Origin of the sequence: Micromonospora globbae, assembly GCF_003610785.1 — a bacterium.
In the GTDB taxonomy this organism is placed as follows: Bacteria; Actinomycetota; Actinomycetes; order Mycobacteriales; family Micromonosporaceae; genus Micromonospora; species Micromonospora globbae.
This window is the reverse complement of record NZ_RAQQ01000022.1, coordinates 77529-102671: the sequence shown is the minus strand read 5'-3', so window position 1 is coordinate 102671 and position 25143 is coordinate 77529. Positions and strand designations below refer to the sequence as shown.

General features: G+C 74.2%; 18 protein-coding genes and 1 rRNA gene. 13 read left to right on the top strand and 6 right to left on the bottom strand.

Translation table 11 applies throughout. From position 1 onward, the window contains the following. Positions 1-71 (top strand): 5S ribosomal RNA (gene rrf, locus D7I43_RS34515); the annotation flags it as partial. Between the two features lie 384 nt (positions 72-455). Here the strand turns inward: rrf and D7I43_RS25860 are convergent. Further along, positions 456-1139 (bottom strand): hypothetical protein, encoded by a 684-nt coding sequence (locus tag D7I43_RS25860; RefSeq protein ID WP_120331168.1) that lies wholly within the window; start codon positions 1137-1139, stop codon positions 456-458. A 70-nt stretch (positions 1140-1209) separates the two neighbouring features. Between D7I43_RS25860 and D7I43_RS25855 the strand changes: the two genes are divergently transcribed. The 3 genes from D7I43_RS25855 to D7I43_RS25845 are packed head-to-tail and all read left to right on the top strand — an operon-like array spanning position 1210 to position 5515. Further along, on the top strand, positions 1210-3828 hold the full coding sequence (locus D7I43_RS25855; protein WP_120331167.1) for a valine--tRNA ligase: 2619 nt from the start codon (positions 1210-1212) through the stop codon (positions 3826-3828). Positions 3829-3887: 59 nt separating this feature from the next. After that, a complete protein-coding gene (locus D7I43_RS25850) occupies positions 3888-5159 on the top strand; it encodes a bifunctional folylpolyglutamate synthase/dihydrofolate synthase (protein WP_240033159.1) in 1272 nt (423 codons plus the stop codon). Beyond that, complete coding sequence (locus tag D7I43_RS25845) at positions 5156-5515, top strand: DUF4233 domain-containing protein (RefSeq protein WP_120331165.1); 360 nt, start codon at positions 5156-5158, stop codon at positions 5513-5515. Before D7I43_RS25850 ends, D7I43_RS25845 begins: the two co-directional genes overlap by 4 nt. Before the next feature lie 65 nt (positions 5516-5580). Here the strand turns inward: D7I43_RS25845 and D7I43_RS25840 are convergent, their stop codons facing one another. Next, positions 5581-6870 (bottom strand): VOC family protein, encoded by a 1290-nt coding sequence (locus D7I43_RS25840; protein ID WP_120331164.1) that lies wholly within the window; start codon positions 6868-6870, stop codon positions 5581-5583. Positions 6871-7013: 143 nt separating this feature from the next. On the opposite strand from D7I43_RS25840, the gene ndk reads away from it, so the two are divergent. Next, on the top strand, positions 7014-7439 hold the full coding sequence (gene ndk / locus D7I43_RS25835) for a nucleoside-diphosphate kinase (RefSeq protein ID WP_120331163.1): 426 nt from the start codon (positions 7014-7016) through the stop codon (positions 7437-7439). A 9-nt stretch (positions 7440-7448) separates the two neighbouring features. Here the strand turns inward: ndk and sigJ are convergent, their stop codons facing one another. Then, positions 7449-8375, bottom strand: a complete 927-nt coding sequence (sigJ, locus tag D7I43_RS25830) for an RNA polymerase sigma factor SigJ (protein ID WP_240033154.1) — start codon at positions 8373-8375, stop codon at positions 7449-7451. Further along, complete coding sequence (locus D7I43_RS25825; RefSeq protein ID WP_120331162.1) at positions 8324-8764, bottom strand: carboxymuconolactone decarboxylase family protein; 441 nt, start codon at positions 8762-8764, stop codon at positions 8324-8326. The genes sigJ and D7I43_RS25825 overlap by 52 nt, the downstream gene beginning before the upstream one ends. A 188-nt stretch (positions 8765-8952) precedes the next feature. Here D7I43_RS25825 and D7I43_RS25820 point away from each other — a divergent pair, with 188 nt between their 5' ends. Both D7I43_RS25820 and D7I43_RS25815 read left to right on the top strand, forming a co-directional pair. Then, positions 8953-10509 carry an alkaline phosphatase D family protein gene (locus D7I43_RS25820; protein ID WP_120331161.1) on the top strand — a complete coding sequence of 519 codons (1557 nt, stop codon included), beginning with the start codon at positions 8953-8955 and terminating at the stop codon, positions 10507-10509. Positions 10510-10797: 288 nt separating this feature from the next. Next, positions 10798-11493, top strand: a complete 696-nt coding sequence (locus D7I43_RS25815) for a lysophospholipid acyltransferase family protein (RefSeq protein ID WP_120331160.1) — start codon at positions 10798-10800, stop codon at positions 11491-11493. Between the two features lie 10 nt (positions 11494-11503). Here the strand turns inward: D7I43_RS25815 and D7I43_RS25810 are convergent, their stop codons facing one another. Continuing rightward, entirely contained in the window at positions 11504-12976 is a 1473-nt protein-coding gene (locus D7I43_RS25810; protein ID WP_120331159.1) for a cryptochrome/photolyase family protein, read from the bottom strand. Positions 12977-13043: 67 nt separating this feature from the next. Then, on the bottom strand, positions 13044-14123 hold the full coding sequence (locus D7I43_RS34440) for a hypothetical protein (RefSeq protein WP_420870244.1): 1080 nt from the start codon (positions 14121-14123) through the stop codon (positions 13044-13046). A 900-nt stretch (positions 14124-15023) separates the two neighbouring features. Between D7I43_RS34440 and D7I43_RS25800 the strand changes: the two genes are divergently transcribed. The 6 genes from D7I43_RS25800 (at position 15024) to D7I43_RS25775 (ending at position 25124) form a co-directional block, all read left to right on the top strand. After that, a complete protein-coding gene (locus D7I43_RS25800) occupies positions 15024-17009 on the top strand; it encodes a TIGR03960 family B12-binding radical SAM protein (RefSeq protein WP_120331158.1) in 1986 nt (661 codons plus the stop codon). A gap of 205 nt (positions 17010-17214) precedes the next feature. Beyond that, positions 17215-17661: a hypothetical protein gene (locus tag D7I43_RS25795; protein ID WP_120331157.1), complete on the top strand. Its 447-nt coding sequence runs from the start codon at positions 17215-17217 to the stop codon at positions 17659-17661. A 13-nt stretch (positions 17662-17674) separates the two neighbouring features. Beyond that, positions 17675-19132 carry a hypothetical protein gene (locus D7I43_RS25790; RefSeq protein ID WP_120331156.1) on the top strand — a complete coding sequence of 486 codons (1458 nt, stop codon included), beginning with the start codon at positions 17675-17677 and terminating at the stop codon, positions 19130-19132. A gap of 10 nt (positions 19133-19142) precedes the next feature. Next, on the top strand, positions 19143-20639 hold the full coding sequence (gene mycP / locus D7I43_RS25785) for a type VII secretion-associated serine protease mycosin (RefSeq protein ID WP_120331155.1): 1497 nt from the start codon (positions 19143-19145) through the stop codon (positions 20637-20639). A 392-nt stretch (positions 20640-21031) separates the two neighbouring features. After that, positions 21032-21751, top strand: coding sequence for a TIGR03936 family radical SAM-associated protein (locus D7I43_RS25780; RefSeq protein ID WP_120331177.1), 720 nt, complete (start codon positions 21032-21034; stop codon positions 21749-21751). A 130-nt stretch (positions 21752-21881) separates the two neighbouring features. Further along, positions 21882-25124 (top strand): Rne/Rng family ribonuclease, encoded by a 3243-nt coding sequence (locus D7I43_RS25775; protein WP_120331154.1) that lies wholly within the window; start codon positions 21882-21884, stop codon positions 25122-25124. The last annotated feature ends 19 nt before the right edge of the window (positions 25125-25143 follow it).

The window sequence follows — 25143 nt, the reverse complement described above, 5'->3', positions numbered from 1 at the left end:
CGGAAGCTAAGCCCTCCAGCGCCGATGGTACTGCACTCGTGAGGGTGTGGGAGAGTAGGACGCCGCCGGACATTCTTTCGGTCAGGGTCACCCCCTAGCAAAGGGGGTGGCCCTGACACCGTTTACGCACCCTTTTCCGGACGCATTCCGCCGCCTGGCCGCGTGCCCGCGGAAAGCGCCGGTGACTAGTCGGCCTCCCTGGGAATCGCGACTGCCCGAGCACAGGCGAGCGGCGGGCGCCCGCCACATTCAGATGGAGGGCGCACTGCCCGACGAGCGGCCGGCGCACGCCCATCAGCGGGAGAGCGGGACCGCCGGGGGTCGCACCGGGAGAACCGAAAGGCGCCGGCGAGAACCGGAAGGCGCCCGGAGAACCGAAAGCCGCCGGGGAGAGGCCGGGAAGAACCGGAAGGCGCCGGGGAGGACCAGAGGCGCCGCGCGTAGCAAACGTGCGGTCAGCCGCGCGTCTGCACGGCCCCCCGGATGTCGCGGAACAGCGCGCTGGCGGCGTCGACCGTCCGGCCCGGGAACATCGCCATGACGACGCTGCCGTGGTCGGCCCAGCCGCAGACGGCGAAGTCGCCGCCCTCGCCGCTGGTCGTGCCGCACTTCATCACGCCCCCGAGCTCGCCCGCCGGCACCTCGCGGAGGCCCGTCACGCGGCCCGTCTCGTCGCCCATGAGGCCGAAGAGGGTGTCCAGGTCGCGTTCCGGTTGCCAGAGGAGGGTGGTGCCCCCGAAGATCAGGACCGAGCGCTTCTCGTCCGCCGGGTCGCGGTAGACGGTGCCGAAGCTGCGGTCCAGGTCGATGTCGGCGGCGATGCCGCTGCGCAGGTAGTCCGCCGTGCTGCGAGCGCGCTCGCTGTCGTCGCGGGTCAGGCCGGCCACCTGGTCCGGCGACGTGATCCTCGTGTCCTTCTCCTGGGCCACCCGCCAGCCCATGGTCCCCAGCGCGCCGGCGCCGGCGAGACCCACGGCGAGCGCTGCCGCCCACGCGATCCGTCGCCGCCGTGACCGCGCCGTCCGTTGCCGCGGAACGCCACCCGGGTCCCGGGTGCTCAGCTGGATCGGCTCCTCGGTCAGCTCGAGGGGCTCCGGTCCGTCGTCGAACCGACGATCGGTGAGATGTGCGTCGGACATAGCCGACACCGTACGCGAATGACAGGTGGCGCACGTCGGGTCGGCCGAAGCCCTCCGTAGACTTTCTCGGGTGACCGAGAGACTGGATGCCCGACGCCCCGACGCCCCCACCCTGCCCGGCCAGTACCAGCCGGGTGAGGTAGAGCAGCGACGGTACGAGCAGTGGGTAGCCGCCGGCCACTTCCGGGCGTCGGCGGAGAGCGACAAGCCCCCGTTCACCATCGTCATCCCGCCGCCGAACGTGACCGGTTCCCTGCACATGGGCCACGCCCTGGACCACACCGTGCAGGACGCCCTGGTGCGACGCAAGCGCATGCAGGGCTACGAGGCGCTGTGGCTGCCCGGCATGGACCACGCGGGCATCGCCACCCAGAACGTGGTGGAGCGGCAGCTCGCGGCGCAGGGCCTGTCCCGGCACGACCTGGGCCGGGAGGCGTTCGTCGAGCGGGTGTGGCGGTGGAAGGCCGAGTCGGGCGGCGCGATCCTCGGCCAGATGCGCCGGCTCGGTGACTCCGTCGACTGGACCCGCGAGCGCTTCACCATGGACGAGGGCCTGTCGCGCGCCGTCCAGACCATGTTCAAGAAGCTGTACGACGACGGGCTCATCTACCGGGCCGAGCGCATCATCAACTGGTGCCCGCGCTGCCTCACGGCGCTCTCCGACATCGAGGTGGAGCACACCGACGACGAGGGTGAGCTGGTCTCGATCCGCTACAGCGACGACGTCGTGGTCGCGACCACCCGGGCCGAGACCATGCTCGGTGACACCGCGGTCGCCGTGCACCCGGACGACGAGCGGTACCGGCACCTGATCGGCACCGAGGTCGAACTGCCGCTGACGGGCCGCCGCATCCCGATCGTCGGCGACGAGCACGTCGACCCCTCGTTCGGCACCGGCATGGTCAAGGTGACCCCGGCGCACGACCCGAACGACTTCGAGATCGGCCAGCGGCACGACCTGCCCTCGCTCACGATCATGGACGAGCGGGGCGTCATCACCGCGCACGGCCCGTTCCAGGGCCTGGACCGGTTCGAGGCCCGCCCCGCCATCGTCGCGGCGCTGCGCGAGCAGGGCCGGATCGTGGCGGAGAAGCGGCCGTACGTGCACGCGGTGGGCCACTGCTCGCGGTGCCGTACGACGGTGGAGCCCCGGCTGTCGCTGCAGTGGTTCGTCAACACGTCGCCGCTGGCGAAGGCGGCCGGTGACGCGGTCCGCGACGGGCGGGTGAAGATCGAGCCGGCGGAGCTGGCCAAGCGGTACTTCGCCTGGGTCGACAACATGCACGACTGGTGCATCTCCCGGCAGCTGTGGTGGGGGCACCGCATCCCGGTCTGGTACGGCCCGCAGGGCGAGGTCGTCTGTGTCGGCCCGGACGAGGAGCCGCCGACCGGTGAGGGCTGGCGCCAGGACGAGGACGTGCTCGACACCTGGTTCTCCAGCGGGCTGTGGCCGTTCTCCACGCTCGGCTGGCCGGAGCGCACCCCGGACCTCGCGAAGTTCTACCCCACCAGCGTTCTCGTCACCGGGTACGACATCCTCTTCTTCTGGGTCGCCCGGATGATGATGTTCGGCCTGTACGCGATGGACGGCACCCAGCCCTTCGACGTCATCGCCCTGCACGGCATGGTCCGCGACGAGCACGGCAAGAAGATGTCGAAGTCGTTCGGCAACGTGGTCGACCCGCTGGACTGGATCGACCGGTACGGCGCCGACGCCACCCGGTTCACCCTGGCCCGGGGCGCGAACCCCGGTGGCGACGTGCCGGTCAGCGAGGAGTGGTGCCAGGGTTCGCGCAACTTCTGCAACAAGCTCTGGAACGCCACCCGGTTCGCGCTGCTGAACGGCGCGCACACCGACGGGCCGCTGCCGGCCGCCGAGCGGCTCTCGACCGTCGACCGCTGGATCCTCTCCCGGCTCGCGCACGTCACCGCCGAGGTGGACGAGCAGTTCGAGGCGTACGAGTTCGCGAAGGTCTGCGACCTGCTCTACCACTTCGCGTGGGACGACGTCTGCGACTGGTACGTCGAGCTGAGCAAGCCGGTGCTCGCCGCGGGTGGGCCGGCCGCCGACGCCACCCGCCGGGTGCTGGGTCACGTGCTCGACCAGCTGCTGCGGCTGCTGCACCCGGTCATCCCGTTCGTCACCGACGAGCTGTGGACCGCGCTCACCGGCGGGGAGAGCGTGATGGTCGCCGCCTGGCCGGTGGCCGACCGTACGCTCGTCGACGACCCCGCGGAGAGCGAGGTCGCCACCCTCCAGCGGGTGGTCACGGAGATCCGGCGGTTCCGCGCCGACCAGGGGCTGCGGCCGACCCAGCGGGTGGTCGCCCGGCTCGACGGTCTCGCGGCGGCGGGCATCGCCGCGCACGAAACGCTGATCCGCTCGCTGGCCCGGCTCGACCCGGCCGGCGACGACTTCCAGGCGAGCGCCACCCTGGCCATGCCCGGCGAGGTGAGCGTGGCGCTGGACACCCGGGGCTCGATCGACGTGGCCGCCGAACGGGCGCGGCTCGGCAAGGACCGGGCGGCCGCCGAGAAGGAGGCCGCGCAGGCACGGGCGAAGCTCGACAACCCGGCGTTCGTGGGCAAGGCCCCCGAGCACGTGGTCGCGAAGATCCGGGAACGGCTCGCGGTGGCCGAGGCGGACCTGGTCCGCATCGACGCCGCGCTGGAGGCGCTGCCCTCGTGACCGATCACGACGCCTTCACCCGGGTGGAGGCCGAGCTGGCCGAGCGGGGCTTCACCCGGATGGTCTTCGAGCTGGACCGGATCGAGTCCCTGCTCGACCTGCTCGGCAGCCCGCAGCGGGCGTACCCGTCGATCCACCTCACCGGGACCAACGGCAAGACGTCGACGGCCCGGATGATCGACTCTCTGCTGCGCGCGTTCGGCCTGCACACCGGCCGCTACACGAGCCCCCACCTGGAGACGGTCCGGGAGCGGATCAGCCTGGACGGGGAGCCGGTCAGCGAGGAGCGGTTCGTGGCCACCTACCGGGAGGTGGCCCCGCTGGCCCGGCTCGTCGACGAGCGGTCCGCGGAGCCGCTGACCTACTTCGACATGACCACGGCGCTGGCGTTCGCCACGTTCGCCGACGCGCCGGTGGACGTGGCGGTCGTCGAGGTGGGGCTCGGCGGGGCGGAGGACTCGACGAACGTGCTCCAGGCCGGGGTCGCGGTGATCACCCCGATCGGGCTGGACCACACCGAGTGGCTCGGCGACACCATCGAGGACATCGCCCTGCACAAGGCCGGCATCATCCATTCCGGCGCCACGGTCATCTCGGCCGCGCAGGAGGAGGAGGCGGCCCGGCCCATCCTGGAGCGGTGCGCCGAGGTGGGCGCCACCATCGCCCGCGAGGGGTCGGAGTTCGGCGTCCTGCGCCGGGCGGTCGCGGTCGGCGGCCAGGTGCTGACCCTGCAGGGGCTCGGTGGCGTGTACGAGGAGGTCTTCGTCCCGCTGCACGGCGCCCACCAGGCGCAGAACGCGGCGGTGGCGCTGGCAGCGGTCGAGGCGTTCCTCGGCGCCGGCGCCCGCCGGCAGCTCGACGTCGAGGCGGTACGCGAGGGGTTCGCGGCGACCAGCTCGCCGGGCCGGCTGGAGCGGGTGCGCAGCGCCCCGACGATCCTGCTCGACGGGGCGCACAACCCGCACGGGATGGCCGCGACGGTCACCGCGCTCCAGGAGGAGTTCGCGTTCAGCAAGCTGGTGGCGGTCGTCGGCGTGCTCGGCGACAAGGACGCGGCCGCCCTGCTGGAGCTGCTGGAGCCGGTGGTCGACCAGGTGGTGGTCACCCGGAACAGCTCGCCGCGGGCGATGCCGGCCCGCGAGCTGGCCGCCCTGGCCGCCGAGGTGTTCGGTCCGGAACGGGTCGAGGTGGCCGAGGAGATGCCGGACGCCATCGAGGCGGCGGTGGCCCTGGCCGAGGAGGACGTGCCGGGTGAGCTGAGCGGAGTGGGTGTGTTGATCACCGGATCGGTGGTGACCGTGGCCGACGCCCGCCGGCTGCTGAAGCGATGAGCGGCCCCGAGCAGCCACGCCGGTCGGGGCTGCGGGACCCGCAGCGGGCGGTGCGCGGCCTGGGGGCGGCCACGTTGACCCTCGAGGCGCTGGTGCTGCTGCTCGCCATCCAGCCGATCCGGGTGGTCGGCGGTGACCTCGGCGGTACCGCGATCGGCGCCGTGGTGGCGCTCGCCGTGGTGGCCGTGGTGCTGGCCGGCCTGATCCGCCGGCCGTGGGCCTGGAACGCCGGCACCGTCCTGCAGGGACTGCTGATGCTGTCCGGCCTGCTGCACTGGTCGCTGCTGGTGCTCGGCGTCATCTTCGCCCTGGTCTGGGGCTACGCCCTGCACGTACGCCGGGTGATCCTCGGCTAGGGCCGCAGCAGACAGCGGGCCCCGGGGGTGCCGAGGCGGCCGCCCCCGTCGCGGCCCCGGCGGGCTCAGGCGTCGGCGCGTTCCCGCCACTGGGTGAGGGCGATGCCGTGGCCGTCGGGGTCGCGGAACGCGGCGGCCCACACCTCCAGCTTCGTCCCCCGGTTGACCACCCGGGGCGCGTACGTGAAGCGGACGCCGGAGTCGCGCAGCCGCTCGTACGCCGCCTCGATGTCGTCGACCTCCAGGTTCACGTGCACCAGCCGGCGGCTGACCGGCGCGGCCTCGGTGACCTGACGCAGCACCAGCCGGGTCGAGCCGGAGGCGAGCACGGCGTTGCCCGTGCCCTGGTCGACCTCGGTGAAGCCCAGCACGTCCCGGTAGAACCCCAGCGAGCGGGACAGGTCGGTCACCAGCAGGGTGAGTCCCACGCCGCTGATCGGCCCGACCGGGTCGGACGGCTCGTCGGCCGGGCCGGCCGGCTCGTAGCCGAAGATCGCCTCGTCCAGCTCGGCCGCGCTGACCGGCTCGTCCCGCGGCTCGCGGGGCGTCGCCGGGTCGTCCAGCGGCAGGTCAAGCGGGTCGGCCGGATCCTCCCGCGCGGGGGCGGGCACGTCGAAGTCCTCCTCGGCGGGGGACCGGGGAGCGGGCGTGGCCCGGCGGGGCAGCGGGTTGGCCGGTTGCGGCTCGACCAGCGTCCCCTCCAGCACGACCGGGCCGCCCGGGCGCTGGTGCACGACGACCGGCTCGCGCTCGTCCCGCGGGACACCCGGGTCGTCGGGCAGCGGATCGCCGAGCGGGCCGCGGAAGTCGTCCTCGGCGGAGCGGCCGGCCCACGGCGGCGCGTCCTGCTCGATGAGCACCTCGTCCACCGGGTCGAGGTCGGCGTACTCGGGTGGCAGGTCGGCGGTGGCCGCCGCCGCGGTCTCGGCGTGGGTGGGCACCTCGTCCCAGAGCACCCGGACGTGCCGGGGGTCGTCCAGCGCCACCCGGATCGGCAGGGTCTGCCCGAGCGACGGCCACTTTGACACGGGGACGCGCGGCTCGATGATCTTCTTGCTGCGGGGCGGCAGCCCCGGCGCGTCGATGACCAGTTGCAGCTCGCAGCGGCCGAAGGCGTACTGGGTGGGCGGCTCGGAGGCGCTGTGCACGTGCCCCTCGCCGACGACCCACGTACGCCCGCCGGCGCGGACGGTGGCCAGCGCGATCGCCAGCACCAGCAGGGCGGCCCCGAGCGCCACGATGGCCCAGCTCGTCATGCCGAGGCCGAAGAGCATCACGAAGGTGGCCACGGTGCCGAGCACCGCGGCGATCAGCTTCCGTACCGGCGCGATGGGTCGGCTGCCGCCGTTCGCCACAGTGGACCTCCCGGGGGTCAAGGGCCAGGCTAGGCCGGAAGGGCCGCCGGGGGGAAGGCCGGCCGCCGCGCCGGCGCCGGGACCGGGTCGCTAGGCTGACCGTACCCAGACAGCCCGGCTTCCGCGCACAGGAGGAACCCAGCGTGTCCAGCACCAGCCCCGATGAGCGCACGCTCGTACTGATCAAGCCCGACGCGGTCCGCCGGGGGCTGGTCGGCGAGATCATTTCCCGGTTCGAGCGCAAGGGGCTGCGCATCGACGCCATGGTGACCCGGACCATGGACGCGGCGCTGGCCGACGAGCACTACGCGGAGCACGTCGACAAGCCCTTCTACCCGCCGCTGAAGACCTTCATGACCGGCGGCCCGCTGGTCGCCATGGTGCTCTCCGGCGACCAGGTCATCGACGTGGTCCGGGGCCTGGTGGGGGCCACCGACGGGCGCCGGGCGGCGGCCGGCACGATCCGTGGCGACTACTCCCTGTCGAACCGGGAGAACCTGGTGCACGCGTCCGACTCGGTGGACAGCGCGAAGCGCGAGATCGCGCTCTGGTTCCCCGAGCTCTCCTGACGCCGCGGCTCAGTCGGGCAGCCCGGGCATTTTCGCCGGGTTGCCCACCATGTACAGGTCGGTGATCCGGCCCTCCGACACGGCGAGCGTGAGCGCGTAGACCGTGCCGTCGGACTTCTCGACGAGAGCGCCCGGCTGGCCGTTGAGCTCCAGCCAGCGGGTCCGCACCGGCCTGCGGCCGTAGACACCGGCCGCGAAGCGGATCACCCGCTCCGCACCGATGATCGGGTTGCGGGCGGCCTTCACCCGTCCACCCCCGTCGGTCCAGGCGATCGCGTCGCGGGCGACCAGGCCGGTCAGCGCCGCGAGGTCGCCCTCGCGGGCGGCGGCCAGGAACGCGTCGAGCAGCCGCTCCTGCTCCGCGCGGTCCGCCGTGAAGCGGCGCCGGTCCTGGTGCACCCGGGCCTCGGCCCGGTGGTGCAGTTGCCGGCAGTCGGCGGGGGAGCGGTCCAGGATCTCGGCGATCTCCGTGTACGGCAGGTCGAACGCCGTGCGCAGCACGTAGACCGCGCGCTCCGGCGGGCTCAGCCGTTCCAGCACGTGCAGCAGCGCGGTGGCGAGGGAGTCGCGCAGCTCGGCCCGGTCCAGCGGGCCGAAGGGGGACGGCTCGGTCGGCACCGGCTCGGGCAGCCACGGCCCCACGTACGTCTCGCGGGCGGCCTGCCGCGCCCGGAGCCGGTCCAGGGCGAGGCGGGTGACCACCCGCGAGAGGTACCGCCGTGGCTCGGCCACCGAGGTCCGGTCCACGGCCGCCCAACGCAGGTACGCCTCCTGGAGTACGTCCTCGGCGTCGTGCCGGCTGCCGAGCAGGCGGTAGGCCAGGCCGAGCAGCATCGGCCGGTGCGCGTCGAGCGCACCGGCCGCCGCCACGGCGTCGGTGGTGGTCACTCCTGCGTCGGAGGCTGCTTCCGGGTGGTCACCGAGATCCTGTTCCACACGTTGATTGTCGCGATGGCCACGATCAGGTCGGCGAGCTCCTTCTCCGACCAGACCTTCGCCGCCTCGTCCCAGACCTCGTCCGGCACCCCGTGCTCGCCGAGCCGGGTGACCGCGTCGGTGAGCGCCAGCGCGGCCCGCTCCCGCTCGGTGAAGAAGGGCGCGTCCCGCCAGGCCGCCAGGGCGAACAGCCGCCGGCTCGACTCCCCGGCGGCCAGCGCGTCGGTGGTGTGCATGTCGACGCAGAACGCGCAGCCGTTCAGCATCGACGCCCGGATCTTGACCAGCTCGTACACCGTGTGGTCGACGTTCGACCGGGCGTACTTCTCCAGGCCCAGCACGGCGTGGTACGCCTCCGGCGCCACCGTGGTCACGTCCATCCGTTGCATGACAACCTCCCGTGTCGGTGTGACACCGGTACGACGGGTCCGCCGGGTCGCGGTGTGACAACAAGGGCTGTGACGCCGATCATGTCCTGCCGGTCAGCCGGCGTTCCGGCCGTGGACACCCGGGACGCGGGAACCGGTCATGTCCGCCCGGTACACCCACGGGGTCAGTCCCCGATCCGGGAGGAACGATGACCGAGCTTGATCGACGTACGGTGCTGCGGGCCGGCCTGGTGGCCGGCGCCGGCGTGGTGGGTGGCGGCCTGCTGGGCGGCGGCGCCGCGCCGGCCGCGCCCGCGTGGCGGCCCAGCGGGCGTCCCGTGCTCACGCACGGCGTGCAGAGCGGCGACGCGACGGCGGACTCGGCGCTGGTGTGGACCCGCGCAGACCGCCCCGGGCGGATGCTCGTGGAGGTGAGCCGCCGCCCCGACTTCCGGGGCGCCCGGCGGGTCACCGGACCGGTGCTCGACCCGTCCGGCGACTTCACCGGCACCGTGCGGCTGCGCGGCCTGCCCGCCGGCGAGCGGCTGCACTACCGGGTGCGGGTGGAGAGCCTCGACCGGCACGGGCTGGTGAGCGAGCCGCTGACCGGCACCCTCACCACCGCCGCGCGCCCGCACGACCGGCGGGACGTCCGCTTCGTCTGGACGGGCGACATCGCCGGCCAGGGCTGGGGCATCGCCCCGGACTCCGGCGGCATGTCGATCTTCAGCGCCATGCGGGCCACCCGCCCCGACTTCTACCTGTGCAGCGGCGACAACGTCTACGCCGACGGGCCGCTCACCGAGACCGTGGCGCTGCCCGACGGGCGGATCTGGCGCAACATCGTCACCCCGGAGAAGAGCAAGGTCGCCGAGACGCTGACCGAGTACCGGGGCCAGTACGCGTACAACCTGCTCGACGAGCACCTGCGCCGGTTCCTCGCCGAGGTGTCGCAGGTCAACCAGTGGGACGACCACGAGGTGACCAACAACTGGTACCCGGGCGAGATCCTCACCGACGACCGGTACACCGAGCGCCGCGTCGACGTGCTGGCGGCCCGGGCCCGGCGGGCGTACGGGGAGTGGGTGCCCACCCCGCGCGACGGCCGGCTCTACCGGCGCCTGTCGTACGGGTCGCGGCTGGACGTCTTCGTGCTGGACATGCGGACCTGGAAGGACCCGAACGACGGCAACACGTACGCCGACCCGAACCGCGGCCTGCTCGGCCGGGAGCAGCGCGAGTGGCTCGTCCGGGAGCTGACCCGGTCCCGCGCCACGTGGAAGGTGATCGCGGCCGACCTCCCCATCGGGCTGGTGGTGCCGGACGGGCCGGGTGCCCAGGAGGGCGTGGCCCAGGGCGACCCGGGCGCGCCGGCCGGGCGGGAGCTGGAGTTCGCGCAGGTGCTGCGGGCGGTCCACCGGGCCGGGGTGACCGGCGTCGTCTTCGTCACGGCCGACGTGCACTACACGGCGGCGCACCACTACGACCCGGCCCGCGCGGCGGTCGGTGACTTCACCCCGTTCTGGGAGTTCGTCTCCGGGCCGGCGCACGCCGGCGCGTTCGGCCCGAACGCCCTGGACGGCACGTTCGGTCCGGAGGCCGTCTTCGTGCACGCCCCGCCGCGGGCCAACACGTCGCCGGCCGAGGGATACCAGCACTTCGGTGAGGTGAGCATCGACGGCGCCACGGGCGCGCTCACCGTCCACCTGCGCGACCGCGCCGGCGTCTCCCTCTGGACCCGCACCCTCCCACCCCCAGTCCGCTAACCCCGCGCCCCGGGCTTCACCCCCGCGATCTTGCACTTGCTGCCCCGGCAAACCGGGCTCAGACCGGCAAAACGAGGGCCCAAAGTGCAAGATCGCGGGGAGAAGGGGGGTGGGGCGCGGGGGTGCGCCTCGACGGGTGACCGGGGGGCCTCGGTATGAGATAGCAGGTGGGCGGTGGCCCGGCGTCTTTCGACCAGCCGCCGGCCGGTTCGCCACCCCGTCGGTGCGGCGGGGCGGCGTCCGCTACCGTGACACCGCCTGCTTCGCACACGATCCGCCGGAGGAACAGTGCCGCTGCTCTACACCATCGGCAAGCTCACCGTGGCGCCCGCGCTGCGGCTGGCGTTCCGTCCGACCGTGGAGGGGTTGGAGTACGTGCCGGAGACCGGTGGCGCCATCTTCGCCGGCAACCACCTCTCCGTGGCCGACGAGCTCTTCCTCGGCACGGTCGTCCCGCGGCACCTCGCGTTCTGGGCGAAGTCGGAGTACTTCAAGGGCGTCGGACTGAAGGGCGCGTTCTCCAAGTTCGTCCTCACCGGGCTCGGCGCCATCCCCGTCGAGCGGGCCGGCGGGCGGGCGGCGCTGTCCGCCTTCGACGCCGCGATCCCGGCGCTCAAGGCCGGTGACCTGGTGGTCGTCTACCCGGAGGGGACCCGGTCGCCCGACGGGCGGCTCTACCGGGGGCGCACCGGCGCCGTGCGGCTCGCGCTGGCCGCCGGCGTGCCGATCATCCCGGTCGGCACGATCGGCACCGAGAAGGTGCAGCCGATCGGGGCGCGGATGCCCCGGCCCGGCGCCGCGAAGATCACCGTCCGGTTCGGCAAGCCGCTGGACTTCACGGGCCGCTCCGACGACCGGACCTCGCTGCGGGCCATGACCGACGAGGTCATGAGCGAGATCCAGAAGCTCACCGGCCAGGAGTACGTCCCCCGGTACGCCCCGCCGCGCGCCCACCCCGACCCGACCCGCGACGGCCCCGCCTGACCGACCGCGGTCACGGCGGGTCTGCGCCGCGGCGCTCCTCCTGCGCGACGACCTCGTCGACGTCCGGCAGGCGGTCCAGTTGGGCCAGCTGCCGGGCCGTCCGCGCGTCGGGCGGCAGCCGGTCCCGGTTGCGCGCCAGGAACGCGACGTGGCCCGCCGTGTACGGGCACCCGTTCCCGCCGAGGCGCTGCCCCGGGTCGTACCGGCAGCCGCCGCAGTAGTCGCTCGCCCGGTCGATGGGCGACCCGCCGGCGGCGTACGGCGTCGTGGCCGTCCGGCCGAGGTCGGCGTACTGGCTCGGGCCGGCGACGTTCACCGTCATCGCCCAGACGAACCCGTCGACGAAGCTGCGGTGGAAGAAGTCCACCATCTCGGCCGGCCGCCAGCCGCGCTGCCGCCCGTAGTTCCCCAGCACCATGAGCCGCGCGACGTGGTGCACCCAGCCGTGGTCGCGCACCTCCGCCAGGACGTCGGAGAGGCAGCGCGCCCGCACCGCGTCGGCGTCCAGGTCCCGGAACCAGTCCGGCACCGGCCGGCGTACGGCGAGCCGGTCGCCGCCCAGGTGGTCCGGCTCGACGTACCAGTACAGGTTCCAGACGAAGTCCCGCCAGCCGAGGATCCGCCGGATGAAGCCCTCCACGCTGGAGAGCGGGGCGCCCTGCCGGCGGTACGCCTGCTCGGCCCCGCGTACGGCCTCCATGGGGTCGAGCAGGCCCAGGTTCAGGGAGGTGGAGAGCAGGCTGTGCGCCAGCCACGGGTCGGCGGCGAGCATGACGCCCTCGTACGGGCCGAAGTGCGCCAGCCGGTGCCGCAGGAAGTGCCGCAGCCGCGCCTTGGCCTCCGCGGCCGTCGCCGGGAACCGGCGCGGGCCGTCCCGGCCGACGAACCGCACCCCTTCCCGCTCCCACCGGTCGAGGTCCGCCCGGACCTCGGCGTCGATGTCGTCCTCGGTCGGCACGGGCGGCGGCGGCACGTCGAGCCGGCGAACCCCCTTCGGACGCGGGCCCCGGTTCCCCGGGTCCGGGCTCCAGCGGCCGCCCACCGGTTCGTCCCCGTCGAGGAGCACCCGGTGGCGCTGCCGGGCGAACCGGTAGAACGCGTCGAACCGGAGCGCGCCCCGGCGCCCGTCGGCCCACTCGGCGAAGTCGTCGATGGTCGTCACGAAGCCGCGCGGCGGCAGGACGGCGACCCGGTCCAGCCCTCGGACGAACCGCAACGCCGACCGGGAGGTCGGATGGCACACCTCCAGCGGCCCGGGCACCCGGCGCAGCGCGTCGCCGTACGTCTCGGTCCGCAGGAAGATCGCCTGGTCCCCGAGTTCGGCGGCGCGGTGGCGCAGGGCGGACAGCAGTAGGTGCGCCTTCTGGCGGTGGAACGCGCGGCGCCGGAAGACCGCCTTCGACTCGATCAGCAGCACCGGTTGGCGACGCTCGTCGAGGAAGTGCGGTCCCAGTTGATCGGCGAAGAGCCAACGCCGCGACATGTCCCAATTGTGATTCTTGTGGCGTCTTAACGGTCGTAACGAAGGTGAAAACCGAGGGTGTGTCGGCTCAGCTTCGGCCGGACGTGACGATCCGCGCCCGCAATGTCTCGAGCAGGGCCGCGCTGTCCTGCACCGAGAGGCGCGTGAAGACGGCCGTCGCGATGCTGCCGTGGTCGACCGTCGTACAGACCACCACCGTCCCGCCGTCGGCGCGGCCCACGGCGCAGCGCTGATGCCGGCCGCGTACGCCCGTGTCGATCTTCTCGACCTCCCCGAGCCGGTACGTGCCGGCGAGGCGGGCGATCTCGTCGTCCGCGTCCCCCTCCGGGTCGAGCCGGACGCCGGTCGCGCCGAAGACGGTCACCTGCTTGCCGTTCGGGTCGGTGTAGACACCGGCGAAGGTCTCCTCGGCCAGCCAGTGCTCCTTGCGTACCTCCGTCTCCAGCCGGCGCGCGGTCTCCTCGCTGCGGTTGTCGTCCCGCAGCGACAGGTCGGCCACCTGGGCGGGGAGTGAGGCGTGGACGGGGTACTGCGACCAGATCGGCCGGCCGTAGTACGCGGGGCAGCCGCAGCAGCAGGCGATGGTGAGCAGCAGCACCCACGGCCAGCGGCGTCGCCGGCGGACCGGCACGTACCCCTTCGGGGCCTGCCAGTCGGGCGGCGGCGCGGTCGGGCGCCGCTTCGACCGGCGTTGCCGTGGTGGGGTCGGCGTCGTCGCGGGGGCCGGTACCGGCGGGCGGCCGGCCGGCGGTGCGACAGGCGGTGGCGCCATCGGAGGTGGTGCGACCGGAGGCCGGGCGGCCGGCGGCGACACCGGGTGGACGATCGGCGGGGGCGCCACGGGGTGAGCGGCCGACGGGGGCGGCGCGGGGTGACCCGGCACCGGACGCGCGGGCGGCGGCACGGGGTGACCCGGCAGCACGGGGCGACCCGGCGGTGGCGACAGCGGGTGAGCGACCGGCGGCGCGTCGGCGGGCGGCCCGGAGTAGGGGCGCGTGGGCGGCGGCGCCGGGTAGGGGAGCGTCGGCGGCAGGGGCGGCAACGCCGGCAGCTCGGCCGAGGGCAGTTCCCAGCCGCCGGTGTCCGCGCCGGCCCAGGGGTCGACGGGAACCTGGTGCTCCGGGGCGTCCGGCAGGGGCGGCGGCAGCGGGGTCGGCTCGGCCGACTCGCCCCAGGAGCGCCGGCGGGGCGGTGGGGGCGGCACGGGGGCGGACCCGCTCCACCGGGGCGCGGGGTCGGGAACCTCGACGGCGGGCATCCGCCGGGTGCCCGTGGGCCCGACCTCGGGCGCGGAGGCCGGCCCGTCCGGCGCGGATGCCGGCGCGGGTCCGTCGAGCCGCTGGGTGGCTTCGGGTACGGCAGGCCCGGCGTCGGCGGTGGACCGCGCGGCGTCGGTGCCGTCGGTCGGCTCCGGGGCGGCGTCGGCGATCGCCCGCGTCGCGTCGGTGCCCGCCGTGGCGGCGGCGTCCTTCGCCGGCACGGCGTCGGCGCCCGCCGTGGCCGCGTCAGTCCGTGCGGTGTCGGTGCCGGCCGTGGCGGCGTCCGTCGGAGTGGCGTCGCGGTCCGTCGGCCTGGCGTCGGCGGCGTTCGCGGCGTCGGCGGGCACTGCGGCGTCGGCGGGCACTCCGGCGTCGGCGCTCGTCGCTGCCTCCGGCACGGTCGGCGCCGCGGCGTCGGCGCTCGTCGTCGGTTTCTCCGGTGCGGTCGGGGCCGCGGTGGCGTCGGCCTGGGGTACGACGGGGGAGGTCGCGTCCCCGGCGACGGCCGGATCACGGTCCGGCCCCGTGCCCGGGGTGCTCCCGTGGGCCGGCCGGTCCGTCCCCGGCTGCGGCATCGCGGCAATCTCCTCTCGCGCCGACCCGAGGTTAGTACCGGCCCGCCAACCGTGGGGATCCGCCCACCGCGCCCCGGGGCCGTGCCCGCGCCTGCGTGAGCGGCGACCCGCTGACCTGCGGCGGTCGGGGTGACCGGGTGGGGGTCGACCACGCCACGGCGGATCCCGCCGCGCGCGTGGTCGCGCTCGGGCGGGCGCGTACCCTTGGGCATCATGAGCGTCCCGTCCACGACTTCGCGCCCCGTCGCGGCGAACTCCGTCTGGCCCCGACTGGAGCCGCTGTTGCCCCAGGTGACCAAGCCCATCCAGTACGTCGGTGGTGAGCTGGGTGCGGTGGTCAAGGACTGGGACGCGGCGGCCGTGCGCTGGGCGCTGATGTACCCGGACGCGTACGAGGTCGGCCTGCCCAACCAGGGCGTGCAGATCCTGTACGAGGTGCTCAACGAGCTGCCCGACGTGCTCGCCGAGCGGACGTACGCCGTCTGGCCGGACCTGGAGAAGCTGATGCGCGCCCACGGCGTGCCGCAGTTCACCGTCGACGCCCACCGCCCGGTGCGCGACTTCGACGTGTTCGGCGTCTCCTTCGCCACCGAGCTGGGCTACACCAACCTGCTCACGGCGATCGACCTGGCCGGCATCCCGCTGCTCGCCGCCGACCGGACCGACGCCGACCCGGTGGTCCTGGCCGGCGGGCACGCCGCGTTCAACCCGGAGCCGATCGCCGACTTCGTCGACGCCGCCGTGCTCGGTGACGGCGAGGAGGCGGTCCTGGAGATCACCGCCATCGTCCGGGACTGGAAGGCCGAGGGCCGCCCGGGCGGTCGCGACGAGCTGCTGCTGCGGCTGGCCCGCACCGAGAGCGTCTACGTGCCGCGCTTCTACGACGTGGACTACCTGCCGGACGGCCGGATCCAGCGGGTCGTGCCGAACCGCCCGGACGTGCCGTTCCGGGTGCACAAGCGCACCACCATGGATCTGGACGCCTGGCCGTACCCCAAGAAGCCGCTGGTGCCGCTCGCCGAGACGGTCCACGAGCGGTACGCGGTGGAGATCTTCCGCGGTTGCACCCGCGGCTGCCGCTTCTGCCAGGCGGGCATGATCACCCGGCCGGTACGGGAGCGCTCGATCACCACCGTGGGCCAGATGGTGCAGCAGGGGCTGGAGTTCTCCGGCTTCCACGAGGTGGGCCTGCTGTCGCTGTCGTCGGCCGACCACTCCGAGATCGGCGACATGTGCTCCGGCCTGGCGCAGCAGTACGAGGGCACCAACGTCTCGCTCTCCCTGCCGTCGACCCGGGTGGACGCGTTCAACATCGAGCTGGCCCAGGAGCTGTCCCGCAACGGCCGGCGGACGGGCCTGACGTTCGCCCCGGAGGGCGGGTCGGAGCGGATCCGCCGGGTGATCAACAAGATGGTGTCGGAGGAGGACCTCATCCGCACCGTCGTGACGGCGTACACCAACGGCTGGCGGCAGGTGAAGCTCTACTTCATGTGCGGCCTGCCCACCGAGACCGACGAGGACGTGCTCCAGATCGCCCGGATGGCCCACGAGGTCATCAAGGCGGGGCGGGCGGCCACCGGCTCGAAGGACATCCGCTGCACCGTCTCCATCGGCGGGTTCGTGCCGAAGCCGCACACGCCGTTCCAGTGGGCGGCCATGGAGCGGCCCGAGGTCATCGACCGCCGGCTCAAGCTGCTCAAGGACGCCATCAACGCGGACCGTTCGCTCGGCCGGGCCATCGGCTTCCGCTACCACGACGGGGAGCCGTCGCTCATCGAGGGCCTGCTCAGCCGGGGCGACCGCCGGGTCGGCGCGGTGATCCGCAAGGTCTGGGAGAACGGCGGCCGGTTCGACGGGTGGAGCGAGCACTTCTCGTTCCAGCGGTGGGTGGACGCCGCCGCCGAGGTGCTGCCGGCCTACGGCGTCGACCTCGACTGGTACACGACGCGGGAGCGCGACGAGCTGGAGGTCCTGCCCTGGGACCACCTCGACTCCGGCCTCGACAAGGACTGGCTCTGGCAGGACTGGCAGGACGCGCTCAGCGAGTACGAGCAGGACGACTGCCGGTGGACCCCGTGCTTCGACTGCGGCGTCTGCCCGTCCATGGACACCGAGATCCAGATCGGCCCCACCGGCCGGAAGCTGCTGCCGCTGACGCCGGTCAAGGGACTGAAGCTGCCCACCGGCGCGCAGCGGTAGCGCCGACGCGGGCTTGCCCCGGGCGGCGTCGCCGACCAGCACCGAGCGCGGGAACCGGCACGGTTCCCGCGCTCCGGCGTGTCCGGGCCCTGTCGTGCGGCCCACCTACCATGACACGGGGTGGGGGTGACCCGACTGGCCGTCAATGGATACGCTGCGTCCCACATGGACCGATTGGCCGGTCGGCGACGGGGAGGGCAGCAACATGGGTGACATCAGACCGCCGGACGTCGGCGATCTGACCGTCAGCGTCGAGGACCTCGACGCGGCGGCGGCGTACGTCGAGCGTTTGAAGCAGTACGTCGACGAGACCATCACCTACGAGATGGAGCGCATCAAGGAGCGGATGAAGGGGGACAGCGAGCACGGTCAGACGGTCCCCAACGGCACGCCCTTCGGGGCGTACGAGGACGCCCGGATGCAGTGGCAGGCGCTGACCACGTCGACGGCCAACATGGAGGCTCACATCAAGCAGCTCTCCACCCGGCTCGCCGCGCTCAAGAAGGGCACCGAGGACATCGCCCAGGCGTTCCGCGACGTCGAGGCGCGCAACGCCGCCACGGGCAAGGAGATCGAACGGATGCTGGAGTCCGCCGCTCCGCCGCCGCAGGCGGGCGGAACGCCGCCGTCCACCTACCCGTACACGGCCTGAGGGGGAGAGGGTCATGGCTGGAGGAACGTGGGAGCGGTGCGTCCGCGAGGTGACGCTCTCGGCGGATCCGGAGACGGTCGGTTCGGTCGGCGCGGGCTGGAAGAACCTGTCGACCGCGCTGGGCTACCTGCGCGACGCCCTGGCCGGGCGCTCGTTCATCGGGCCGGTCGCGCCCGGCACGGAGCGCCCGAACGTCGGCGGTCTGCCCGGCATGCTCGCCGGCTGGAAGGGCAGCGGCGGTGACGCGTACCGCGAGCACCTCGGTGAGATGGGCAAGGACATTGAGGAGCTCATCACCGACGCGAGCAACGTGAGCGGGGCGCTCACCCGGATCGAGGCCGACATCCGCAAGGCCGTCGCGAGCATCCCGATCCCGCTCATGGACGACTTCGGCTGGAACGAGTGGAGCCTGCCCAACGGCACCGAGCTCGACGACGCGCGCGACGGCGAGAGCCAGTCGGGCTTCCTCGCGGCGTTGCGCAAGGACTACCAGAGCAACCCCGCGTCGTACGCCGACGGCGCGTTCCGCGACAAGGCGGACGACCTGGAGGCGACCATGAAGGTCGACGGCCAGGCCAGTGACAACAAGCGGGGCGGCTTGTGGGACACCAAGTCCCACCTGGACAACTGGTACAACGACAACATGTCGGCGGCCAACAAGGCCATGTCGCCGCTGCCCACCGCGGTGGTCGACGAGCGCCCGAAGCTCATCGTGCGGGCGCCGTCCGGCCAGGACGACTACGGCGGCTACCGGCCGGAGGACCGCGTCCCGCCGACGGGCCGCCCCGACATCGGCGGCGGCTTCGACGGCGGAGCCGATCCCAGCAGCGTCCGCCCCTCCATCGACAGCTCGACCCCGAAGATGGGCGACCCCGGCCCGTACCGCGGCGACACTCCCAAGATCACCCCGCCGACGATCGGCGGCGGTGACCACGGAGGTGGCGGCACGGGTGGCATCGGCGGCGGCCCCGGCAGCCTCACGCCGCCGTCCGCCGGTTACCCGGGCACCGGCGACAGCGACTTCGGCACCGGCCTCGCCGGCGCCTCACCGCCCAGCACCATCGGAAGCGGGTACAGCGGCGCGGGCGGCCCCGGGCTGGGCAGCGCCGGGGCCGGCGGGATCGGCGGCGGCGGCGTGGGTGCGGCCGGGGGGATCGGCGGCGGTGGCGTCGGCGCGGCCGGCGGGATCGGCGTGGGCGCCGTCCCCGGCATGATGGGCGGCGGCAACGGCAAGGTGCCGCCCATGACCAGCGCCGCCAACGCCCTGCGTGCCGCGGCCGGTGGCGCCGGCGCCGCGGGCGCGGGCGGTGCTCGGGGCGCCGGGATGATGGGCGCCGGCATGATGGGCGGTGGCATGGGCGGTCACGGCGCCGGCGCCGGCAGCTCCGGCAGCGAGCACTCGTCGTGGTTGACTGAGGACGACGATCCGTGGGGCAGCGACGGCTCCGCGTCCCCGGGCATCCTGCGATAAGGACGGACGGATGAGGGTGAACGTCGGCGCACTCCGGCCGATCACAGCCGGCCTGCTGGCCGGGCTGATGGTGCTGGGGGCCGCCCAACCGGCGGCCGCGGCCGACCGGCGGGCCGAGCAGTGGTACCTGGACGAGCTGCGCATCGACCGGGCACACAAGGTCTCCACCGGCCGCGGAGTGGTCGTGGCGGTGCTGGACAGCGGCGTCGACGCCACCCATCCGGAGCTTCGTGGCCAGGTGCTTCCCGGGGCGCGCAGCTACGGCGCCCCGGGAGACGGGCGCGCTGACGAGGACGGCCACGGCACGCACATGGCCGGGATCATCGCGGCGCGGAACGCCGGGAGCGACGGCGTGGTCGGGGTCGCGCCCGACGCGAAGATCCTCCCCATCAAGCTACGCAAGGGCACCGGCCAGAACAGCAACGAGGCGGTCGCTCTCGGCATCCGGATGGCGGTCGACGCCGGCGCCAAGGTGATCAACATGTCCTTCGGCGCGCCCGGTATGTCCGACCCCGACCAGGAGAGCGCGATCCGGTACGCGCTGGAGAAGGACGTCGTCGTGATCGCCGCCGCCGGCAACACGGCCGACGGCGCGGTGGACGTCAGCAGCCCCGCGAACACGCCCGGCGTCATCGCGGTGACCGGCACGACCCGGGGCGGCAGCTTCTGGTCGGGCTCCGTCCAGGGGCCGGAGGCGGTGATCGCCGCTCCCGGCGACGGCATCTTCAACATCGGGCCCGAGCACGGCTACGGGTGGGGCGACGGCACCTCGGACGCCGCGGCCATCGTCTCGGGCGTCGCGGCGCTGATCCGCGCGGAGCACCCGGATCTCGACGCGCCGAACGTCATCAACCGGATCATCCGGACCGCCCGGGACGCGGGTCCGACCGGCCGCGACCCTCAGTACGGCTTCGGCCTCATCGACCCGGTCGCCGCGCTGACCGCGGACGTGCCGCGGGTCTCCGCGAACCCGCTGCTCGGCCCGGCGGCCAGCGCCAGCGCGGCTCCCGACCAGGCGGCCGAGGACGACGAGTTCGACGTCACGAAGTACGGCGACCGGGGTGGTCCCACCGACCAGCAGGTCATGGTGATCGGCATCGGCATCGCCGTGGCGCTCGTGGTGCTGGTGGCGCTGGTGGTGTTCCTGATCTGGAACCGCCGCAGGTACCGGCGTGAGGCGGCCCGGGCGGCCGACGTCCCGGACGAGGCGCTCGACCAGGCGGCCGGTCACGGCTACGGGCAGCCCGGTGGGCCACCCGTCCCGGCCGGTCACCTCCCGCCGGGCGCGCCGCCGGCCCCCGGCGGCTACGGCTCCCCGGCCCCCGGCTACGGTCCCCCGACCCCGGGCGGCTACGGCTCCCCGGGCGCGCCGCCCGTTCCGGGCGGTTACGGGCCGCCGGCCGGCGGGTACCAGCCGCCCCCGCAGGGTGGCCCGTACGCCCCGCCCGGCGCGCCTCCCGCACCGCCGGGGTCGTACCCGCCGCCGGGGAGCGGCAACCCGTCCTGACCGTCGTGGCCCGCCGGGGAGCGTGCGTCCCGGCGGGCCGCCGGCGTGGCCGCGGCGAGGCCGGGGCGTGTGGTCCCGATCGGCCGCGGGGGTGGGCGTGCCGGCCGGCCACGTGTGCCACGCCTGGCCGATCCGGTGCCCCTCCTCCAAGTGACGAACCGCACGGTTTCGGGGCCGATCACCGGCCGGTCACCGCGCTCTGGGAGGCGGTTCCCGCCGGGCCGGGACGACCGCTTCGTGCCGGTTCATCCGGGGTCCGGCTGCCCCGGCCGCGTCCCGTCCCGGGCCCTGCGCCAGGATGGAACGGACACGCAGGTTCACCCGAGGAGCTCACGATCGCCAGAAAGCCTCAACCCGAGGGCGGCCAGGCGCCGGTCGTCCAGCGCGTCCGGATCCGGTACGCCAAGCGGGGGCCGCTGCGGTTCACCTCGCACCGGGACTTCGCCCGGGCCTTCGAGCGGGCCGTACGCCGGGCCGGCGTACCGGTGGCCTACTCGCAGGGCTTCACCCCGCACCCGAAGATCTCGTACGCGAGCGCCGCCCCGACGGGTGTGGCGAGCGAGGCGGAATACCTGGAGATCGCGCTTCAGGCGCCGGTCGACCCGGAGCAGCTGCGGATCGCCCTGGACTCGGCGCTCTCGCCGGGGCTCGACGTGGTGGACGCGGTGGTGGCGACCGGCGGCAGCCTGGCCGACCGGATCGAGGCGTCGTCCTGGCGGGTGGAGTTGCCGGAGGTGGACCCATCCGCGCTCCGCGCCGCCGTCGACGCGTTCACCGCCGCCGGAGAGGTGCTGGTCGAGCGGATGACCAAGCAGGGCCGGCGCACCTTCGACGCGCGAGGGGCGGTCATCGCCATCGATGTGGCGGCACCGACGGAGACGCCTTCCGGGGGACCGGCCGTACCGTGTGCGATACTCGAAGTGGTCGTGCGGCAGGTCACCCCGTCCGTACGGCCCGATGACGTCCTTTCCGGCCTCCGCGTGGTGGCCGGCCTGGAGCCGCCGGTTCCGCCGCGTGTGACCCGGCTGGCTCAGGGCACGCTGACCGCGCAGGGCGAGATCGTGGATCCGTTGGATGCGGACCGCGACGGGGCAACCATCGGTGAACGCTGACCGACGGTCGGCGTTCAGGTAGGCAGACTTCGGCCGTCGCGCACCTCGCGCGCCGGCGGAAACACCTTTGCGGCGACCCTGCGTGGCAGCGCTCACCCGCGCCCGGGGCAGCCAGAACTGGAGAACGTCCATGCTCGAGAACGAGCCCGAGGGCGGCGAACGGCCCGGTTCACAGCCGGCCGGCGAGACCGCCGAACAGCAGAAGAACCCCGTGGACGGGGGCGCCGCCGGCGAGGCGACCGGCACGCGGGGCGTCGCCGACGAGCCCCCGGCCGCCGAGGCCCCACCCGCCCGACGGGCCCGGGCCACGCGGCGGCGTGCCACACCGGTGAACCAGCCGGAGCAGGTCGACGCGCCGGCCGCGGCGCCCGCCACCGGCACCGGCAGCGCGGAGTCCCCCCAGGCGGAGGTCTTCGCGCCGCTCTCCGGCGACCTCGACGACGCGCCGAAGACCCCGCGTCGGCGCCGCAAGGCGACCGCCGCGAAGGCCGTCGAGGAGCCGGTGGTCGCGGCGTCCGCCGAGGAGGCCTCCGCGGAGGTCGTCCCGCCCGTCAAGGTCACCCGTACGCGGCGGCGCAAGACCGCGCCCGCGGCGGCCGAGCCGGCGGCGGAGACGCCCGCCGAGACCGCCGGCCTGCCGGGCGAGCCGGTCGCCGAGGCCGAGCCGGCCGCGGAGACCGCCACCGAGCCGACCCGACCGGCCGCGGAGACGCCCGCCGACACTACCGAGGAGTTGGCCGAGCCGGTGGCGGAGACGCCCGCCGAGACCTCCGAGGAGCCGGCCGCCGAGGCGGGACCGGCGACCGCCGAGGCCGGCGCGGCCACCGAGGAGACCGCCGGCGGGAAGCCCGGCGAGGCTCCGCCGGCCGCCGAGGCGGCCACGAAGCGGCCCACCAGCGGCGCGGAGCCCCAGTCGGGGGAGGTGCCGCCCGGTGTCGCCGTGCCCGGGGCCGCCGAGCGGTTGACCGAGCCGGCCGAGGCCGCCGAGCCGGAGGAGCGGCGTACGCCCCGCCGGCGGGCCGCGCTGTCCGCGCCCACCGTGCTCTTCATGCCCCCGCAGCCGGACGCGGTGCCGCTCGTCCGGGTCGTGGAGCCCGGCCCGAGCGAGGAGCCGGCCGGCGAGGAGCCCGCCGAGCAGCCCCGCCGTCGCCGCCGGGGTCGCCGCGAGGCCGAGCCGGTGGAGGCCGTCGAGGCCGAGCAGGAGCCGACCGAGGAGGCCGTCGAGGCCGCCGAGGCGGAGGAGGACGAGGACGAGTCCCTGGCGGGCCGGCGCCGGCGCCGGCGTGGCCGCCGCGGGCGCGGCCGGGGCAGGGGCGGCGTCGAGGAGGCCGAGGACGAGGAGTCCGAGGAGGCTGCGGCTCAGGCCGAGGCCGAGCCGGAGGAGGCCGTCGAGGAGGCCGAGGACGAGGACACCGACGGCGGCGAGGGGCTGACCCGGCGTCGCCGTCGGCGCCGCCGCCGGGGTGCCGGGGACACCGAGACGACGGTCGCGGACGACGGCGTCCCGACGGTCGTCAAGATCCGGGAGCCGCGCCGGACCGTGGACGAGGTGCAGGGCGTCTCCGGGTCCACCCGGCTGGAGGCCAAGCGCCAGCGCCGCCGGGACGGCCGGGAGCAGCGGCGTACGCGCCCGCCGATCCTCAGCGAGGCCGAGTTCCTGGCCCGCCGGGAGGCGGTGGACCGCGTGATGGCGGTCCGGCAGCGCGGCGACCGTACGCAGATCGCGGTGCTCGAGGACGGCGTCCTCGTCGAGCACTACGTCACGCGCAACTCGTCGGCCACGATGGCCGGCAACGTCTACCTCGGCAAGGTGCAGAACGTCCTGCCCAGCATGGAGGCGGCGTTCGTCGACATCGGGCGGGGCCGTAACGCCGTGCTGTACGCCGGCGAGGTCAACTGGGACGCCACCGGCCTGGAGGGCCGCGCCCGCTCGATCGAGCAGGCGCTCAAGTCCGGCGACTCGGTGCTCGTCCAGGTCACCAAGGACCCGATCGGGCACAAGGGCGCCCGGCTGACCAGCCACATCGCGCTCTCCGGCCGGCACCTCGTGTACGTGCCGAACGGCAACGCGTCCGGGATCAGCCGGAAGCTGCCGGACACCGAGCGCAAGCGGCTGCGGGACGTGCTGAAGAAGCTGGTGCCGGACGGTGCCGGTGTGATCGTCCGGACGGCCGCCGAGGGCGCCAGCGAGGACGAGCTGGCCCGGGACGTCAAGCGGCTCCAGGCGCAGTGGGAGGACATCCAGGCCAAGGCGGCCGAGGGCGGCGCGCCGGTGCTGCTCTACGAGGAGCCCGACCTGGTCATTCGCGTGGTCCGGGACCTGTTCAACGAGGACTTCCGCGAACTGGTCATCGAGGGCGACGAGTCGTACGACATGGTCGAGTCGTACCTGTCGCACGTCTCGCCGGACCTGGTGCCGCGGCTGCGCCGGCACGTCGGCACGACCGACGTCTTCGCCGAGTACCGGATCGACGAGCAGATCCTCAAGGGCCTCGACCGCAAGGTCTTCCTTCCCTCCGGCGGCCACCTGGTGATCGACCGGACCGAGGCGATGACCGTGGTCGACGTCAACACGGGCAAGTACACGGGCGCCGGCGGCAACCTGGAGGAGACGGTCACCCGGAACAACCTCGAGGCCGCCGAGGAGATCGTCCGGCAGCTCCGGCTGCGCGACATCGGCGGCATCATCGTGATCGACTTCATCGACATGGTGCTGGAGTCGAACCGGGAGCTGGTGCTCCGTCGGCTGACCGAGTGCCTCGGCCGGGATCGCACCAAGCACCAGGTCACCGAGATCACCTCGCTGGGCCTCGTGCAGATGACCCGCAAGCGGATCGGCGCCGGGCTGCTGGAGGCGTTCAGCGAGACCTGCGAGTGCTGCAAGGGCCGCGGCGTGATCATCCACACCGAGCCGGTGCCGGAGAAGCCGCGTACGGGCGGTGCCGGCGAGAAGGTCAAGGCGGTGGCCTCGGCGGTCGCAGCCCCGGTCGCCGAGTCCGGCGGTGCCGGTTCGCGGCGCCGGGCGCGCAAGAGCGCCCCGGTGGAGCGGGCCGTGGCCGAGGTCAGCGAGGCCGACACCGACGCCGACACCACCGCCGCGGACGCGACCACCAGCGCGGCCGCCGTCACGGGGTCCGACACGGCCACCAGCCACGAGGCCGACTACTACGACACGATGGGCTACGACCTGTCCCGCTACGAGACGGACACGGAGGCCGCCCCGGCGGTCGCCGACAGCCAGGCGGGTGACGCGGCGCGGTTGGCGGCCGCGGACGACCCGGACGCGCTCGGCGACGAGGGCGACGAGGAGGTCGGCGGCACCGGCCGGCGGCGGTCCCGCCGCGGCGGCGCCCGGCGGCGTACCCGCCCGTAGCGGCCCTGCCCGCGAGGGC